Genomic DNA, 17,594 nt, shown 5'->3' with positions numbered 1-17,594 from the left:
ATGGCGGCATAGCTTACCTGTACAGAACCAGCCAGTCGACCCCGGACACAATCACCGTCGCTCAGTGTAGTCGAGGGCCACCCGCTCACGCCCAAGCAATTCGCGCAATGACTGCACCAACTGGTCATTTGGCTCCACATTCCACTCAGATGGCAACCGGTAGATGCCGCGGGCGTCGCTGCGCATCACTTCCAGGCTGACACCGCAGCTACTGGCCGGTCCGCCGGTATAGGGTTGCAGGCAGGCGGCCAGGCGCTTGGCCAGGCCCGGCGTGGCCGCCGCGCTCTCCAGCTGCAGGCGCACACCATTCACGCTGCGCTGGCGCAGCTCATCCAGGGTGGAGACGCCGTTCACGGTCATCTTCAGGCCGCCGCTGTAATCGTCGTGGGCGACGGGGCCGTCCAGTACCAGCAGCGAATCCTTGGCCAGCTTTTCGCGATGCTCGCCGAACGCCTCACTGAACACCGCCGCTTCGATACGCCCGCTCCTGTCGTCCAGGGTCACGATCGCCATGGTATCGCCGCGCTTGGTCTTCATCACCCGCATGGCCACCACCAGCCCGGCCACCTTCTGCCCTTCCTTGCCCGGCCTCAGGTCGGCGATGCGTGCCTTCACCAGGTGCTTGAGCTCATCCTCGTATTCGTCGATCGGGTGACCCGTCAGATAGAGGCCGAGCGTGTTCTTCTCGCCCTCGAGACGCTCGCGGATGCCCCACGGGCGGGCGCGGCGGAACTCGGCATAAACGTCGCCGTCGGACGCCTGGGGCACCACTTCGCCAAATAGGTCCATCATGCCCGCACTGGCGTTGGCCGCCTGCTGTTCCGCCGCCTTCACCGCTTCATCCAGCGCGTTGAACAGCACCGCGCGGGAGTAATCCAGGCCGTCGACGCCATCCACATCCGGGCCTATGCTGTCCAGCGCACCGGAGCGCACCAGCGCTTCGAGCGCGCGCTTGTTGACCTTGCGCGGATCGATCCGGGAGCAGAAGTCGAACAGGTCGGTAAACGGCCCGCCCTCTTCACGCACCTTGATGATGTTCTCGATCGGGCCCTCGCCCAGGCCCTTGATGGCGCCGAGACCGTAGATGATGCGGCTGTCGCCATTCAAGGAGACTGGCACCGAGAACTGGTAGCTGCCGAGGTTCACGTCCGGCGGTACCAGGGTGAGCCCCATGGCCCGGCACTCTTCGATAAAGGTCACCACCTTGTCGGTCTTGTCCATGTCGGAAGACATGGTGGCGGCCATAAACTGTGACGGGTAGTGTGCTTTGAGCCAGGCAGTCTGGTAGGACACCAGCGCGTAGGCAGCCGAGTGCGACTTGTTGAAACCGTAGCCGGCAAATTTCTCCACCAGGTCGAAGATCTTCATCGCCAGCTCGGGATCGACGCCCTGCGACTTGGCGCCGTCCTCGAAGGTGCTGCGCTGCTTCGCCATCTCTTCGGGCTTTTTCTTACCCATGGCGCGACGCAGCATGTCCGCACCGCCGAGGGTATAGCCCGCGAGCTCCTGGGCGATCTGCATGACCTGTTCCTGGTAAACGATAACGCCGTAGGTCGGCTCCAGGATCGGCTGCAGTTTTTCGTGCTGGTACTTGGCATCCGGATAGGCCACCTGGGCGCGGCCGTGTTTCCGGTTGATGAAGTCGTCCACCATGCCCGACTGCAGCGGACCCGGGCGGAACAGCGCCACCAGGGCGATCATGTCCTCGAGGTTGTCCGGTTGCAGGCGCTTGATCAGGTCCTTCATACCGCGGGATTCCAGCTGGAATACCGCGGTGGTTTCGGCGCGCTTGATCAGCTTGAAGGTTTCATCGTCGTCCAGCGGCAGCGTTTCGATCACCAGCGGTTCCAGGCCTTCCTGCGCGCGCTGCTCGTCCACCATGCGCTTGGCCCAGTCGATGATGGTGAGCGTGCGCAGGCCGAGGAAGTCGAACTTCACCAGGCCGGCGTCTTCCACGTCGTTCTTGTCGAACTGGGTTACGAGGCCGGCGCCGGTCTCGTCGCAGTAAAGCGGCGCGAAATCGGTCAGCTTGGTCGGTGCGATAACCACGCCACCGGCGTGCTTGCCGACGTTACGGGCCACGCCCTCGAGCTGCAGGGCCATTTCCCAGATTTCCTGGCCCTCTTCGTCGCTCTCGAGGAATTCCCGCAGCACTTCTTCCTGATCGAAGGCCTTCTGCAGGGTCATGCCCACATCCGGCGGAATCATCTTCGACAGCTTGTCGGCGAGGCCGTAAGACTTGCCCTGTACCCGCGCCACGTCGCGCACCACCGCCTTCGCCGCCATGGTACCGAAGGTAATGATCTGGCTCACCGCCTGGCGGCCGTAGTTGTCGGCCACGTAGCCGATCACGCGGTCGCGCTTCTCCATACAGAAGTCGACGTCGAAGTCGGGCATGGAAACCCGCTCCGGGTTCAGGAAGCGCTCGAACAGCAAGTCGTACTGCAGCGGATCCAGATCGGTAATATCCAGAGAGTAGGCCACCAGCGAGCCGGCACCGGAGCCCCGCCCCGGCCCTACCGGGATATCGTGGTCCTTGGCCCACTGGATAAAGTCCATCACGATCAGGAAGTAGCCGGGGAAACCCATCTGGCAAATGATGTCCAGCTCGAAGCGCAGGCGGTCTTCATAGACCGCGCGGCGCGACCCGTAGTCCGGCGCGGACTTGTCGAGGATTTTCTCCAGGCGCCGCTCAAGCCCATCGAAGGACACCTTCTCGAAGAACTGGTTCTCGGTCATCCCCTCGGGGATGGGAAATTCCGGCAGGAAATATTTGCCCAGTTGAATCGGCGCCGAGCAGCGCCGGGCAATTTCCACGGTATTGAGGAGAGCCTCCGGGATATCGCTGAACAGTTCCCACATCTCATCCGGCGTGCGGAAATACTGTTCCGCCGAGTAGCGGCGCTCGCGGCGCGGGTCGTCCAGGGCGCGACCTTCATGAATACAGACACGCACCTCGTGGGCCTCGAATTCGCTCTCCTCGAGGAAGCGCACATCGTTGGTGGCCACGACCGGCAGGTTCAGCTCCTGGGCCAGGCTGACCGCCGCGTGCAGATACTCCTCATCACCCGGGCGACCGGTGCGTTGCAGTTCCAGGTAATAGCGACCGGGAAAGATCTGCGCCCAATCGCGGGCCAGCTCTTCCGCCTGGGCCCGGCGCCCGGCGATCAGCGCGCGGCCGACGTCGCCGTACTTGGCACCGGACAGCATCAGCACGCCCTCGCTGTAGTCCTTCAGCCACTCGCGGCGCACATAGGCATTGCCGTGGTACTGCCCCTCCATCCAGGCGCGGGAGATCAGCTCGGTCACGTTGCGGTAACCGTCGCCGTTCATCGCATAGAGGGTAATCAGTGTCGGCTTGTCTTCGCCGCCCTCGCTGAGCCAGAAGTCGACGCCGGTGAGCGGCTTGATTCCGGCACCGAGACAGGCGCGGTAAAACTTGATCTGGCCGTAGAAGTTGGTCTGGTCGGTCAGCGCCAGCGCCGGCATCTGCAGCTCCGCCGCGCGCGCCACCAGCGGCTTGATCCGCACCAGGCCGTCGATCAGCGAAAATTCCGAGTGAACTCGTAAATGGACAAAGGGTTGGGTCATATTTTTTAGTACTTTCCGGCTTCCCGACTCTTTTCGGGGCGCCGGGTGGGGGGCGTCTTTCCGGGACACGCTGTGAATACGTCCCTGTACGCTCGGCGTCGGCATCCATGCCTCCGACGGTCCCGGAAAGACGCCCCCCACCCGGCTTGAGTGCAAACTTATAGAATTCAGCTTCGTAAGCTTTTCGTATCTACCAAATACGGCCCATCTGCCGCGCGCGTTCGGTACAGCACTTCAGCACAGAACGGCGCTCATCGTTACTCATGGTCCCCCAGCGACTGATTTCCATACCGCTGCGGAAACAGCCCTCGCAGATATCCTGCGCATTCAGCGCGCACACAGAAATACAAGGGGACTTCACGGGCTTTTCCACCGGCAATTCGGCCAATACTACTTTTTCTGGCATCACGATTCCGCGATAGGGACTAACTGCTCGGCAAAGCGCCTGCCGTTGTCGGCGTAGTGGTCGCTGCTGGCCTTGAGCAGTTCGAAGGTGGATTCATCGAGGGTTCTGACAACCTTACCGGGGCTGCCCAGCACCATGGAGTAATCGGGGATTTCGGCATTTTCGGTGACCAGGGCATTGGCGCCGATGATGCAGCACTTGCCAATCTTCGCGCCGTTCAGTACCACCGCATTGATGCCGATCAGGCTGTAGTCGCCGATAGTGCAACCGTGCAGCATTACCTTGTGACCGATGGTCACGCCGGTACCGATCGTCAGGGGAACGCCCGGGTCTGTGTGCAGCACAGAGCCGTCCTGTACATTGCTGTACTCGCCAATGGTGATCAGATCGCAATCGCCGCGCACCACCGCATTGAACCACACGCTGCTGTGACTGAGCATTCTGACATTGCCGATCACATGGGCACCGGGCGCAATATAGTGCCCCTCACCTTCCAGTTGTGGCTGTTTATCCCCCAATCTGTACAGCATTTGGCCTCCGGGCATTCATTTGGTGCAAGCCGGCTATTATCCCGCGTGGAGGGGATTGTGGCTAGCGGATGGACCTTGCGCTTTTCCCGGAGGCTGGTCCGCTACAGCAGCGCGCTCTGCTGCACGAAGCGGGCGCCCTCCAGCGTCAGCAAGCGGGCTTTCATCTCCAGGCCGCCGGCGTAGCCGGTCAGGGTGCCGTCCGCGCCGATGACCCGGTGACAGGGGATCACGATGGCGATGGGATTGGCACCGTTGGCACGGGCCACGGCCCGAATCGCTTTCAAGTTGCCTAGTGCTTCCGCCTGCTCGCGATAGCTGCGGGTTTCGCCGTAGGGTATGCCCGCGAGCGCATCCCAGACGCGGCGCTGAAATTCGGTGCCGCGGGGGTTCAACGGCAGCTCGAATTCCCGCCGCTCGCCAGCAAAGTATTCCTCCAGCTGCCGGGCGGCGCAGTCGGTCAGCTCTGTCCGGCGGCGCTGCCAGTCCGGCCCTACCCGTAGCTCCCGGCCATCGCCACAAAACTCCAGCGCGACCAGCCCCTGATCGTCTGCGGCTATGCAAATCTCACCGAAGCCGGTGGAGTAGATTTCGTAGTTTGTCATTGTCGATCTCCGGATTTCAGTGACTGCCACAACAGCAGTGCGGCGTATGCCCGCCACGGGCGCCAGTTCTCGGCCCGCACCAGGGCCTGTTTCGGTTTGGCCTTCTCGCCCCCGCTGCCGAGCGCCTGCAATATGCCCAGGTCCGATGCCGGAAACGCGTCCGGCATCGACAGGCCGCGCATGGCGATATAGTGTGCGGTCCAGTCGCCGATACCCGGCAGCGCCGTGACCTGCCGGCACCACTCGTCCAGCTCTGGCTCGGCAAAATTCACCCGTCCATCCAGGGTCGCGGCGACAAACTCGCGCAGCGTCTGCGCCCGTGTCCGGGTCAGGCCCAAGCCCGTGAAATCTGCCCCCTCCAGGCGCTGCGCAGTCGGGAACAGCCATTGCTCATTCCCCGCGCTGTCGACAAACGACTCCCCGTAGCGGGCCACCAGGCGGCCGGCGATAGTAGTGGCGGCGGCAACGGAAATCTGCTGGCCGAGAATCGCGCGCAAAGCGTACTCGAACGGGTCCCAGGCGCCGGGCAGCCGCACTCCCGGCGACAGCGTCAACTGCTTCGCCAATAGCGGATCCTGTAGCAGCACGGCGGAGATCGCCTCGGTATCGGCATCCAGATCGAACAGCCGGCGCAGCCGCTGGTTAACCTGGTAAAGTGCCGCACCGCCGCCTTCGCCTTCCACTTCCACTACCAGGCGATTCCTCTCCGCCTGGTTGACTACGCGCAGCACGCCGCGAAACTGGTCGAGGGCGAAACTGCGCTGGTACACGTCCCCGTCGACCCGCTCCACCCCAGCCAGAGTCCGCGCGCCCAGAAATGCCAGTAACTGCGGCCAGTCCAGTGGCGGTCGATAATCCAGATAAATGCGGGTCCTTGCGCCCCGGCTGCCGCTTCCCTCCCCGGCTGCCCGCTCGCGGCGGACTTCCGAAGGGGTGCGGTGGTAAATCTGTTTAAACACTCCGTTGAATCGACGCAGGCTGTTGAAACCCGCTTCAAACGCGATATCGGCAATCGGCAGGCTGGTATCGCGCAACAGCCGGAATGCAAACAGCGCACGTTCCGCCTGCCACACTGCGAGCGGGCTGACGCCCAGGTGTTCGGCAAACAGCCGCCGCAGGTAGCGACTGCTGACGCCAAGGCGCGCCGCCAGGCTCTCTACGGATTCCGCCTCGCGCTCGCTGCGCATCAGATTCAGCGCGCGCTGCACCGTGGTGGATACCAGCCCCCAGGCCGGACTGCCCGGCGCCGAGTCGGGCCGGCAACGCAGGCAGGGGCGACAGCCAGCATTCGCCGCCTCGGCTGCCGTCCCGTAGTAGGTCACATTGCGCTCCAGTGGCGGCCGCGCGGGACAGATGGGTCGACAGAATATGCCGGTGGTCTTCACCGCGGTGAAGAAACGCCCATCGAAACGCCGGTCACGGGCGAGTCGCGCGCTGGAACAGATTGCCGGGTCGAGCCGCATGTAGATCTCCTCTCACTGGCCGGCAGTGTAGGGCGATGCGGCGATCGAGACTAGTCAAATCCGGAACTGGCCATTCCCCCCTCGCCGACCACCTCGGCTGCGGGGCTCCCGACTGCACATATTGCCTGTGCCACATGGCGAGCCGAGTCACAATCCACAGACCGCTTTCCGCTTCCGGCTTGCGCACCCGCAGGCCACCGCATGCTCCCGGATAGAGCTTCATCAGACTTTGTGCCCCCATAACGGACTTCGGCTGCGTTAAATTTCCAACCGGCGATTGCGTCAGCCTCCAAACGCCTTCTGACCCCCCTCGTTGAAATTCGCGCCGGGCCGCACAATTATTGACCTGCCAGACGATTACTTGATTAATGTCACGCCAATATTTAGCGGTGAGTCACAATTTGAGTTAGAACTCAGGCTGCAAAGAAGTATAAAGACGTCCGGCAACGTACACCGCGATTCCCGGGAACTCCTCCGATCCCATCAGCGGCAACGATGCCGGCCCTACAGGGAAGTAGGTGATGGATGTACGGCACATCAATAAGAAGTACTCGCCGTGTATCCGACTGCTTGAACAGCATAAGTACACCCTTGTTCTCTGCAGATAACAAAAAGGAAATTTGTTTTGGAGATTTTATCCATGCGCCGTCTTCTGATCGTGCTATTCACCCTTTCAGTCATTGCTCTAACCGCCTGCAGCGCGGACACGAAAAAGGGCAAACGACTAAGTACTACCCAAGTCACTACGACCGCAACCGTTGTCGATACGGATGGCGACGGCATTGCCGACAGTAGTGATAACTGCCCCGATACCGCCAATGCCGACCAGGCCGATACCGATAGGGACACCATCGGCGATGCCTGTGATTCCGACATGGATGGCGATGATGTCGGCAACGAGCAGGATAACTGCCCGCTGGTGCCCAACAACGAGCAAACAGATATAGACGGCGACGGTACCGGTGACGCCTGCGATAACGATCGCGATGGCGATGAGGTGACCGACAGCCTGGATAACTGCCCGGCAATCCCCAACCCGGATCAGTCGGATCAGGACAATGACGGCATCGGCGATGCCTGCGACTCCGACAGCGACTCCGACGATGACGGCGTCGATGACGGCGCAGACAACTGCCCCAACGACGCCAACTCTGATCAGGCAGACACGGACAACGACGGCAGCGGTGATGCCTGCGACGGCGACGACGACGGCGACGGCACCGGCGACGGCAGCGATAACTGCCCGCTGACGCCCAATGAGGACCAGGCCGACCAGGACGGCGACGGCATCGGCGATGCCTGCGACAGCGACCGCGACGGCGACGGCGTGGACAACGACAGCGACAATTGCCCGCTGGTCAGCAACGAGGATCAGGTGGACGTGGACGGTGACGGTATCGGCGATGTCTGCGACGACCTGATCGACAATGACGACGACGGCGTTGGCAATGATGTGGACAACTGCCCGCAGCATCCCAATTCCTCACAGCGGGACACCGATGGCGACGGTATAGGCGATGCCTGTGACGACCTGACCGACAGCGACGACGACGGCGTCGAGGACGACATCGACAACTGCCCGCTAGTAGCCAACAGCGATCAGCTGGACAGCGACGGCGACGGTCAGGGCGATGCCTGCGACGGCGATGACGACAACGACAACGTCGGCGACGACGAAGACAACTGCCCGCTGACCCCTAATAACAACCAGAATGATCTGGACGGCGATGGTATAGGCGACGCCTGCGATGATGATCGCGATGGCGACGGCACACCCGACGATAGCGATGACTGCCCGCTGGATGCCACCAACACTTGTGATCAAGGTGACAGCGACGGGGACGGTGTCGATAACGGGCAAGATAACTGTCCTGGAGTCGCAAATCCGGACCAGTCGGATCTCGACAACGACGGTATCGGCGACGCCTGTGATGATGATACGGACGGCGATGGCGTCGGTGACAGTGACGACAACTGCCCGATGACCGCCAACGCCGATCAACTCGACACCGACGGCGACGGTATCGGCGATGTCTGTGACGACGACCTGGACGGCGACAATGTCAACGACGACGTCGACAACTGCCCGCTGGTGAATAACCCATCACAGACCGATAGTGACGGCGACGGCTTCGGCGATGCCTGTGATCCGGACCAGGATGGCGACGGCGTGGACGACAACGATGACAACTGTCCGACAATCCCGAACCCGGATCAGACGGATACGGACGGCGACGGCATTGGCGATGCCTGTGACCCGGATGTGGACAATGACGGCGTCGATAACGATGCCGATAACTGCCCGCAGACACATAACCCCGATCAGGATGACTTCGACGGCGACGGCATCGGCGATGTCTGTGACAACGATCTCGCGGCCACCTGCCAGGCGATTGGCGAGTTCCAGCCAATCACCACCAGCAATACGCTACGCAGGGATGTGGGTATCGTCGAGCCATGCAGTGGCTGTTCCGTGACCAGCCCGGGGCGTATTACCAACAACGTGATTACCGATGCATCACGGCTCACTGTCGGCGCGGGTGCGGGCGGATCTGTCTACGTCGATCTGCCCTTCGCTTCCGAGTACAGTGGCCGCTATATGATCGGCTTCCTGGTGGAGACGCCGTCTTCACTGCTCGACCTGGTACTGCTGGACACTATCACCATCAGCACCTTGATGAATGGCACACCGACCGGCGACAGCTCAACCGGCAGCTCGCTGGTGGCGTTCAAGGTCGACGGTGCGGTGAATCAGCGGGTGATCGTTATCGCTTCAGATGAGGACTTCGACCAGGTTCGACTGAGTCTGGGGAGCCTGCCAACGGAAGTAAACGAACTGGATGTGTATATGGCCTGTATGGCGCCCGTGAATCAGTAATCAGTAATCAGCTGCGCTAGTGAAAAGCCCCGGCCTCGCCGGGGCTTTTTCTTTGTTGGGCTGGGCAACTCGCCGAATAGGGATCAGTTTTCCGTCCGGTGCTTGCCTGCATCTTAGTCAGTTTCAAGTAAGGCCTACCTGCCAGAAGGCACGCTTTTTCAGGTTGCATAAAGGGCCCTTGCATCTGCCGTTTATCAACTTTGTGCTGTGACCTCAAGCTGCCCGATGAAGCGCGTACGATCTATTGGCGATCGCCCGCCAGAACCGGAAAGTATCCAAAACAGGCGAGCAATCAGAGAAGTGCGCAGGTAGACGGGCAATCCCAAAGCCCATAAAAAAACCCCGGCGCTGCCGGGGCTTTCTCGTTAAGAAATACGGGCGCTTACTTGAGCCCCAATACTTCCTTGCCCTGGATGAAAGTTACATCCACCGGGATATCCGCTTCCGCGAGTCGATCCAGGTCCGCCTGCAGTTCCGCGCCGACAACGCCCTTGCCTTCCAGCAGCTCTTTCGACTTCGCATAGTCGCCGTCGCCCTGAATGGTCAGGATCAGGTTGGACAGTTTTGTCATGGCTTGCTGCATCTTCTCGAAGTCCACGCTGTACTGACCGGTCTCGGCGTCGCGGGTAAAGGCACCCTGCTCCTTGAAGAAATTAAAGCGCATCATGTTCGCCTTGCCGTGAGCGCTCGCAGCACCAAAGCGCACACTGCGGAAGATACTGGCGAGGAAGGTGACATAGTTGTCCATCAGCTCGCCATCTTCGAGCTCGCCCTTCTCGTGCAGGCGCGTGACCATATACAGGCCGAGGATGTCCGCCTTGCCCTCTTCCAGCGCGGAGGAAGTTTCCTTCAGTGCCTGGCGCACATTGCTGCCGTCAGTGACGGTCTTCTTGATGCCGAGACCGTGAGCCACTTCGTGGAACATGGTATTGGCGAAGAAGGCCGGGAAGGTGATGTGCTTGCGCTGGTCCTCGGCAATCAGCACTTCGCTGATCGGCACCAGGATCATGTCGAACTTCGCGCGCATCGCATTCTTCAGCTGCAGGCGACGAGTGCCCTTGGCCAGCTGCACTTCTTCGTCGTTCGGCAGGTTGATGGCGATGGTCTTGGAGCCGGCGTTGCTGTGGCCCGCGTAGAAGAGCACATCGTAGGCATTCAGGTCGGAGTCGGTGCCCGGCTCTTCCGCCTTGTACTTGTCGTCGACCGGCAGGCCCCTTTGCAGCTCCGGCAGGAAGGCGGCGAACTTGGCCAGTTTCTCGCTCCACTCCTGGTCCTTCAGCAGCACATAGGATTCGTAGGCGGTGCGGTAGGCGAACAACTGATCTTCGTAGTTTTCGATCGGGCCGATCACCACGTCGATGGGATTGTTCTTCATGTCCATCCAGGCCATATCACTGGGACGGAAATCGTCGCTGACCAGCGCATCGGCGCGCATATTCAGGTAATTGCCAAACTCCTTGTCTTCGGCGAGTTTGGCCGCCTCGCGCAGTGTCTCTGCCGCCTGGGCCAGTTCCGCCTTGTACGCCTCACTGTAGGAAACCAGCTCCAGCTTGCCTTCGCTGTTGCGGCGAACCAGTGAATAGAGGCCGTCTTTGCCCGGCTGATTCCAGGCCTCGAACTCCGCCTTGGTCATATCCGCCGGATAGAAGTTCGCCCCGAGCGGCTTTTGTCCATAGCCTTCGACAAACGGCTTGTTGTCGTTGAGGCGATCCCAGGGGCCGTAATTGATCTTGGCGAATTCGCGCTCACGACTGTCCTCAATGCTCGACAGCAGATCTTCCGCGGGGCCGTAGGACTGCAACCAAAAGAGGCGATCCATGATCTGGCTGGCGTCGATCAGCAGGCCGATCATTTGGCGCTGGTTGTCAGACAGATCACTCAGGTCTGCATTCAGCTCGACGGGCACGTAGATGTCGAAACGCTTGTCGGCGTCTTCCACCGGCTGGTCTGCCGGCGCAGGGACGGTCTCCGACTCCACAATCTGGGCTTCGGCCTCGGCTTGTGCGGTTTTCTCTTCTTGTTTGTCGCGGGGCGAGCAGGCGCCCACCAGAGCCAGCGCCAGCAGCGCGGCGATTATCCGTGCGGATTTAATAGGGGTCGTCATATGAGGTTCTGCCTATCGTTATCGTTGGTCCGGCGCCACATTAGTCCGGCCGCAGACAATTATCAAGGACGACCAGACAAAGGCCGCCGGTAACCTGTCACTCGGGAATGGACGTCGGCGCAGAGATTGCCGGCGCTTCAGCACTGCGCTCCTGCTGCTGCAGGCGCCAGAGCGTCGCGTAATGACCATTTAACGATAGCAACTCTGCGTGGGCGCCCTGTTCGACAATGCGCCCCCTGTCCATCACCAGGATCACATCGGCGTCCACCACTGTGGACAGACGATGCGCAATGACCAGCGTCGTCTGCTCGCGGGCGATCTCCTGCAATGATTCCAGGATTCCCCGCTCGGATTTACTGTCGAGGGATGAAGTGGCCTCATCGAACACCATGATCGGCGGCCGCTTGAGCAGCGCGCGGGCGATGGCAACCCGCTGTTTCTCGCCACCGGACAATTTCAGACCGCGCTCACCGACCCGGGTGTGCACTCCTTCCGGCAACTGTTGTACGAATTCGTGCAGATGGGCATGGCGGATGGCCTCCATTACCTCTTCGTCGCTGGCATCCACCCGGCCGTAGCGCACATTCTCCAGAATCGACTGATTGAACAGCACTGCATCCTGCGGCACCACGCCGATCGCGCGGCGCAGCGAGTCCTGGCTGACGGCGCAGATATCCTGACCGTCCACCCGGATATGCCCCCCGGTAACGTCATAGAAACGAAACAGTAACTTGAACAGCGTGGATTTGCCGGCACCGCTCGCACCGACTATCGCCACCTTCTGCTTCGGCTGCACGATAAAACTGACACCGCTGAGAATTTCCCGGTTTTCCCGGTATCCGAAGTGGACGTCATCAAATTCGATGCGCCCTTCGCGTATCTCCAGCTCCGCGGCGTTATCTGTGTCTTTCACCGCCGGCTCCACCGCCAGTAGTGAGAACATTTTCTCAATATTCGCCAGTGCGCCCTTCATTTCCCGGTAGACGAAGCCGAGAAAATTGAGCGGTATGAAAATCTGCATCATAAAGGCATTGATCAGAACAAAGTCGCCGATGGTCATCTGTCCGTTGGTAACGTTGACTGCGGCCAGGATCATCGCGCCGCACATGGCACTGGCGATGATCAGCGCCTGACCGGCATTCAGGCCGAACAGCGACAGGCGGTTCTTCCGCCGCGCCTGCTCCCAGAATGCCAGCTCGCGATCGTAGTGACCGGCTTCGTGCTGCTCATTGCCGAAGTATTTCACCGTCTCGTAATTCAGCAGGCTGTCGACCGCACGGCTGCTGCTCTGGGATTCCGCCTCGTTCAGCTCGCGCACGAAGCGCGTGCGCCACTCGGTGGCCACCACGGAAAAACCGATGTAGACGATGACTGCGCCCAGCACCAGCAGCGCGAAGGCAACGCTGTAGTTCCACCACAGCAGCCCGGCGACCATGGCGATTTCCACCAGCGTCGGCACGATATTGAACACCATAAAGCGCATCAGAAAACCGATACCGGAGTTACCGCGCTCTATATCCCGCGAAAGACCGCCCGTGCGGCGGTTCAGGTGAAAATCCATATCCAACCGGTGCAGATGCCGGAATACCTCGAGGCCAACCCGCCGCTGCGCGCGCTCGGTGACACGGCCAAAAATGGTATCGCGCAACTCGCCGAACAGGGTGCTGGAAAAACGCACGGCGCCATAGGCCAACAACAGGCCGAGGGGCAGCGCGATCGCCTGGGCAGTGCCCCCGGCACTATCCAGACCGTCGACGATATGTTTGAGAATAAAGGGCAGAACTACGCCGGCCACTTTGGCACCGACGAGGCACAGCAGCGCAAGCACCACTGCGCGCTTGAATTCCAGCAGGTAGGGGAACAGGGTCTTCAGTGCGCCCCAGTGCACTTCGTCCAGGGCGACGGTGGATTTTGGTCTGGGCATGGTTCGCTTCGCAGGATAACTGGTGCGTATTATACGCGCGGGACAACGTCAGGGGCGCGAAGATAAAGCCTCAAGTTAGCTTGAGGTCAATAAACATTTGCGAATCCTGTAGGAGCCTGCTTGCAGGCGAAAAGAGCGGTGCTCCATTGCCGATCGCCTGCAAGCAGGCTCCTACGGCGAACGCCCAAGAACAGTTGTTAACTTAGGGCCCGCAGTGGCACATCGTCGCGGCGACCGATGGAGGCACCGAGTACCTTGACCAGGAACTCGGTCAGCACGCCGGCGGTGAAGCCCCAGATCTCGTAGCCGCGATACTGGTAGGCTGGCAGATAGACGGCGCGCTTGTCGATGGTGACCCGATCGGTGCGGATGCGCGGATCGGCGAGAAAAAATGACAGGGGCACGCGAAAGATCGCATCCAGCTCGCCGGGATTCGGGGTGAGTTCTGCATCGGGTGAAATCACGCCGACCCAGGGCGTCACATGCACCTGCCAGCGGGTCGTGCGCGACCACAATGGCCCAAGCACACGCACCTGATCAGCGGGCAGGCCGATCTCCTCCTCTGCCTCGCGCAGCGCGGTGTATTCCAGCGACGGGTCGGTATCGTCCCAGCGGCCACCCGGTAGCGAGACCTCGCCAGAGTGGGTGGAAAGGTTTGCGGAGCGCTTGGTGAGGATGACTTCCGGGTCCGCTTCGTCGGTAAGAGCCAGCAAAACCGCCGCGTGACCATACAGATCAGGCCCAGTCGGTACCTGCGACTGCAGCTGGTCCCGCATATGGGAAATTTTTTCCTCAATCTGCACCAACATAAAACCCGAATCTACACCTCTGCGCTTTGGTTACTCATATCTTACTCAAACTACTATCAAGTGGCCTGTGGCGCCAGCCCAATTTCAGACCAGAGCTCCCGTCACAGGTTCAGTCACCCTGCCGCTCCGCACCCTGCTCCGCGGCGGCTGTCCGAAATGTCGGTGTGTGGCCGCCCTTGATCTTTTCGCGAAATGACTGCACCAGCGCGTAGTAGACCGGCACCAGCAGAGTCGCAAATACGGCCGCAGCGGTCATACCCCCAAACACCGCGAGGCCCAGGGAGATCCGGCTGGCGGCCCCGGCGCCGGTGGCGATCAACAGCGGAATCACCCCCAGCACGAAGGACAGGGCGGTCATCAACACTGCGCGAAAACGCAGCTGGGTGGCACTGATCGCGGCCTCGGCCACCGGCTTGCCCGCATCCCGCTCGAGACAGGCGAACTCGACGATCAGGATGGCACTCTTCGCCGCCATGCCGATCAGCAACACCAACCCGATCTGCGTGTAGAGGTTGTTCACCGCACCCAACAACCAGTTCACCAGCAACGCACCCGCAATCGCAATCGGCACACACAACATGACTGCAATTGGAATCATCCAGCTCTCGTATTGGGCGACCAGGAACAGGTAGACGAACACAATCGCGAGCGAAAACAGGATCGGCGCCATATTGCCCGAAGTGATCTCCTGCAGGCTGGATCCGGTCCACTCATAGCTGTAACCGGCGGGCAGGCGCGCGGCGATGTCTTCCATGGCATTCATCGCTTCGCCACTGGAATAGCCCGGTGCCGGTGCGCCGTTGATGGTGACACTGTTGTAGAGGTTGTAGCGATCGATAGTCTGCGGAGCCACGGTCGGTAATATCTCGGTGACCGAGGTCACCGGCACCAGTTCCCCGCTATTGGCCCGCACGAAAAACCCGGCCAGGTCCTGTTCTTCGCGACGAAACTGCTCATCCCCCTGCACCATCACCCGGAAGACCTTACCGAACAGGTTGAAGTCATTGACGTAAAACCCACCCAGTTGCGCCTGCAGGGTGGCGTAGACATCGGTCAGCGGTACACCCAGCGTATGCGCCTTGTCCCGATCCACATCGAGTTGCAGTTGCGGCGTAGAGGCCTGGAAACTGGTAAACGCCTGGGCGATTTCCGGCCGCTGGTTGGCGTCGCCCAGCACGTCATACATGACACCGGCCAACTCCGCAGCATCGCGCCCCATCAGGTCGGTGAGGATAAACTCGAAACCGCCGATGGTACCCACTCCCGGTAGCGGCGGCGTGGGAAATACCATCACGCGGGCCTCGGGGATCGTCGCCACTTTTTGCTGTATCCGCTGCATCACCGCCATCTGGTGCTGCGAGCGCTCCGGCCGTTCGTCCCAAGGATGCAGGATGCCGATCATAAAGGCCGAGTTCGAGGCCACGTTGCGCGCGAGTATGTTGAACCCGGGCACCGCCATCACGTGTGCAATTTCCGCTTCTTCATCCATGATCGCGGCGACCTGCTCCACCACGGGCCCGGTCCTTGTCAGAGAGGCACCCTCCGCCAGTTGCACGTGCACCAGGAAATAGCCCTGGTCTTCATCGGGGATAAAGCCGGTGGGCACGCTGGTAAACAGCCAGTAACAAAGCGCCACCAGGCCCGCGATCGACAGCAGTCCCAGCAAAGGTCGCGCCACCCAGAACCGCACCATGCCCATGTAGAAACGTGTCAGCCTGTGCAGCGTCTTGTTGAACCAGCCAAACGCCCCGGTTTCCTTGACCCCGGCGATCTCCCCACTGTCACTTTTTTTCAACAGCGAGGCACAGAGGGCCGGGCTGAGAGTCAGCGCGTTAATGGACGAAATAACCACCGCCATGCTGATAGTAATGGCGAACTGCTGATACATGCGCCCGGTCAGCCCCGGCATCAGCATCACCGGCACAAACACGGCCAGCAATACCAGCGTCGTGGCAATCACTGGCCCGGTGACCTCCTCCATCGATTTCAGCGCAGCATCCCGCGGTGACAATCCCTCGGACATCAGTCGCTGGGTGTTTTCCACGACGATAATCGCGTCGTCGACGACGATACCGATGGCGAGGATCAGCGCAAACAGCGTTACGGTATTGATCGTCATGCCGAATGCCAGCATCAGCGCGAAGGTGCCGATCAGGGACACCGGAATAGCGATGGCGGGAATCAGCGTCGAGCGCACGTCCTGCAGGAAAACGAACACCACGAGAATCACCAGCACCAGCGCAATGAGCAGCGTCTCCACCACCTCCCGGATCGACGCCGCCACAAAGTCCGTGGTGTCGTAGAGGATTTCCGCTTCGAGTCCCTCGGGAAAACGCTCGGCCAGGACAGCGACACGCTCCCTGATACCCTCGGCAACACTGAGCGCGTTAGCATCCGGCAACTGGTATACGGCGATTACTGCCGCCGGCTTGCCATCCAGTCGCCCGTAAGCACTGTAAAATTCGCTGCCCAATTCGACCCGGGCAATATCCCTAACACGTACCATGCCGCCAGCGGGATTGGCGCGAATACTGATGCTGCCGAACTCTGTCGCGTCGACCAGGCGCCCCTGCGCGAGAATGTTGTACTGGAACTGCTGGTTCTTGGCGATTGGCGGTGAGCCGATCTGACCCGCTGCCACCTGCATGTTCTGTGCACGGATCGCGGCTACCACATCCTGGACGGTGACGTTTAGCGAGGCCATGCGATCCGGATTCAGCCAGATGCGCATCGCGTAATTGAGGGAGCCGAGAATTTCCACATCGCTCACGCCCGGCACCCGCGCCAGCTCGTCGCGAATAAAGATCTGCGCGTAATTGGCGAGGAACAGCTCGTCGAACTCTTCGTCCGGGGAGACCAGGTTGACCACCAACAGCATGGTATTGGATTGCTTGCGCACGATAACGCCGTTGCGGCGCACCTCTTCCGGCAAACTGGGCGTGGCCTGCTGCACCCGGTTCTGTACATTGACCTGAGCGATATCGTCGTCGGCGCCGGTCTCAAACGTCACGGTGAGACGGTAACTGCCATCGTTACCGCTGGAGGAAGCCATGTACAGCATGTTCTCCACGCCATTGACCTTTGCCTCCAGCGGCACCGCCACACTATCGCGCATGACTTCTGCGCTGGCACCATCAAAACGCGCAGTGGCCGTGATTGTCGGCGGCGTGATCTCCGGAAACTGGGCAACAGGCAGCAGCGGCAGTGACAAAATCCCTGCCAGGGTGATCAATATGGAAATAACGAACGCGAAGCGCGTTCGCCGGATAAAGAATGCACTGATCAAA

The 17,594-nt window shown here is 60.8% G+C and carries 9 protein-coding genes and 1 pseudogene; 1 reads left to right on the top strand and 9 read right to left on the bottom strand.

All coding sequences use genetic code 11. The features are described 5' to 3' along the window. Positions 1 to 51: 51 nt before the first annotated feature. The 5 genes from dnaE to BUC36_RS15365 all read right to left on the bottom strand — a co-directional run bounded on the left by dnaE (position 52) and on the right by BUC36_RS15365 (position 6,592). The gene (dnaE, locus tag BUC36_RS15385) at positions 52 to 3,591 is read right to left on the bottom strand and encodes a DNA polymerase III subunit alpha (RefSeq protein ID WP_073276786.1); all 3,540 of its coding nucleotides are present in this window, start codon (positions 3,589 to 3,591) and stop codon (positions 52 to 54) included. A gap of 190 nt (positions 3,592 to 3,781) precedes the next feature. After that, positions 3,782 to 3,997, bottom strand: coding sequence for a DUF1289 domain-containing protein (locus tag BUC36_RS15380; protein WP_073276784.1), 216 nt, complete (start codon positions 3,995 to 3,997; stop codon positions 3,782 to 3,784). Continuing rightward, positions 3,997 to 4,527, bottom strand: coding sequence for a gamma carbonic anhydrase family protein (locus BUC36_RS15375; protein WP_073276782.1), 531 nt, complete (start codon positions 4,525 to 4,527; stop codon positions 3,997 to 3,999). The genes BUC36_RS15380 and BUC36_RS15375 overlap by 1 nt, the downstream gene beginning before the upstream one ends. 101 nt (positions 4,528 to 4,628) lie before the next feature. Further along, entirely contained in the window at positions 4,629 to 5,129 is a 501-nt protein-coding gene (locus BUC36_RS15370; protein ID WP_073276780.1) for a methylated-DNA--[protein]-cysteine S-methyltransferase, read from the bottom strand. After that, positions 5,126 to 6,592 (bottom strand): DNA-3-methyladenine glycosylase 2, encoded by a 1,467-nt coding sequence (locus BUC36_RS15365; protein ID WP_073276778.1) that lies wholly within the window; start codon positions 6,590 to 6,592, stop codon positions 5,126 to 5,128. The genes BUC36_RS15370 and BUC36_RS15365 overlap by 4 nt, the downstream gene beginning before the upstream one ends. A 763-nt stretch (positions 6,593 to 7,355) precedes the next feature. On the opposite strand from BUC36_RS15365, the pseudogene BUC36_RS19265 reads away from it, so the two are divergent. After that, a pseudogene (locus BUC36_RS19265) lies at positions 7,356 to 8,957 on the top strand (thrombospondin type 3 repeat-containing protein); the annotation flags it as partial. An 895-nt stretch (positions 8,958 to 9,852) separates the two neighbouring features. On the opposite strand, the gene BUC36_RS15355 reads toward BUC36_RS19265, so the two are convergent. The 4 genes from BUC36_RS15355 to BUC36_RS15340 form a co-directional block, all read right to left on the bottom strand. Further along, complete coding sequence (locus tag BUC36_RS15355) at positions 9,853 to 11,574, bottom strand: dipeptidyl-peptidase 3 family protein (RefSeq protein WP_073276774.1); 1,722 nt, start codon at positions 11,572 to 11,574, stop codon at positions 9,853 to 9,855. Between the two features lie 97 nt (positions 11,575 to 11,671). Then, positions 11,672 to 13,498: an ABCB family ABC transporter ATP-binding protein/permease gene (locus tag BUC36_RS15350; protein WP_073276772.1), complete on the bottom strand. Its 1,827-nt coding sequence runs from the start codon at positions 13,496 to 13,498 to the stop codon at positions 11,672 to 11,674. A 197-nt stretch (positions 13,499 to 13,695) separates the two neighbouring features. Further along, positions 13,696 to 14,307, bottom strand: coding sequence for an NUDIX hydrolase (locus BUC36_RS15345; protein ID WP_073276770.1), 612 nt, complete (start codon positions 14,305 to 14,307; stop codon positions 13,696 to 13,698). 109 nt (positions 14,308 to 14,416) lie between these two features. After that, a complete protein-coding gene (locus tag BUC36_RS15340) occupies positions 14,417 to 17,593 on the bottom strand; it encodes an efflux RND transporter permease subunit (RefSeq protein WP_073276768.1) in 3,177 nt (1,058 codons plus the stop codon). Between the last annotated feature and the right edge of the window lies 1 nt (position 17,594).

It is taken from the genome of Microbulbifer donghaiensis (assembly GCF_900129095.1).
Lineage (GTDB): Bacteria > Pseudomonadota > Gammaproteobacteria > Pseudomonadales > Cellvibrionaceae > Microbulbifer > Microbulbifer donghaiensis.
The sequence above is the reverse complement of the archived record's forward strand: the minus strand, read 5'-3'. Positions and strand labels throughout refer to the sequence as shown.

Bases quoted from the DNA above. Each gene is read 5' to 3' on its own strand.
- dnaE (WP_073276786.1), bottom strand. From the start codon at position 3,591: ATGACCCAACCCTTTGTCCATTTACGAGTTCACTCGGAATTTTCGCTG.
- BUC36_RS15380 (WP_073276784.1), bottom strand. From the start codon at position 3,997: ATGCCAGAAAAAGTAGTATTGGCCGAATTGCCGGTGGAAAAGCCCGTG.
- BUC36_RS15375 (WP_073276782.1), bottom strand. From the start codon at position 4,527: ATGCTGTACAGATTGGGGGATAAACAGCCACAACTGGAAGGTGAGGGG.
- BUC36_RS15370 (WP_073276780.1), bottom strand. From the start codon at position 5,129: ATGACAAACTACGAAATCTACTCCACCGGCTTCGGTGAGATTTGCATA.
- BUC36_RS15365 (WP_073276778.1), bottom strand. From the start codon at position 6,592: ATGCGGCTCGACCCGGCAATCTGTTCCAGCGCGCGACTCGCCCGTGAC.
- BUC36_RS15355 (WP_073276774.1), bottom strand. From the start codon at position 11,574: ATGACGACCCCTATTAAATCCGCACGGATAATCGCCGCGCTGCTGGCG.
- BUC36_RS15350 (WP_073276772.1), bottom strand. From the start codon at position 13,498: ATGCCCAGACCAAAATCCACCGTCGCCCTGGACGAAGTGCACTGGGGC.
- BUC36_RS15345 (WP_073276770.1), bottom strand. From the start codon at position 14,307: ATGTTGGTGCAGATTGAGGAAAAAATTTCCCATATGCGGGACCAGCTG.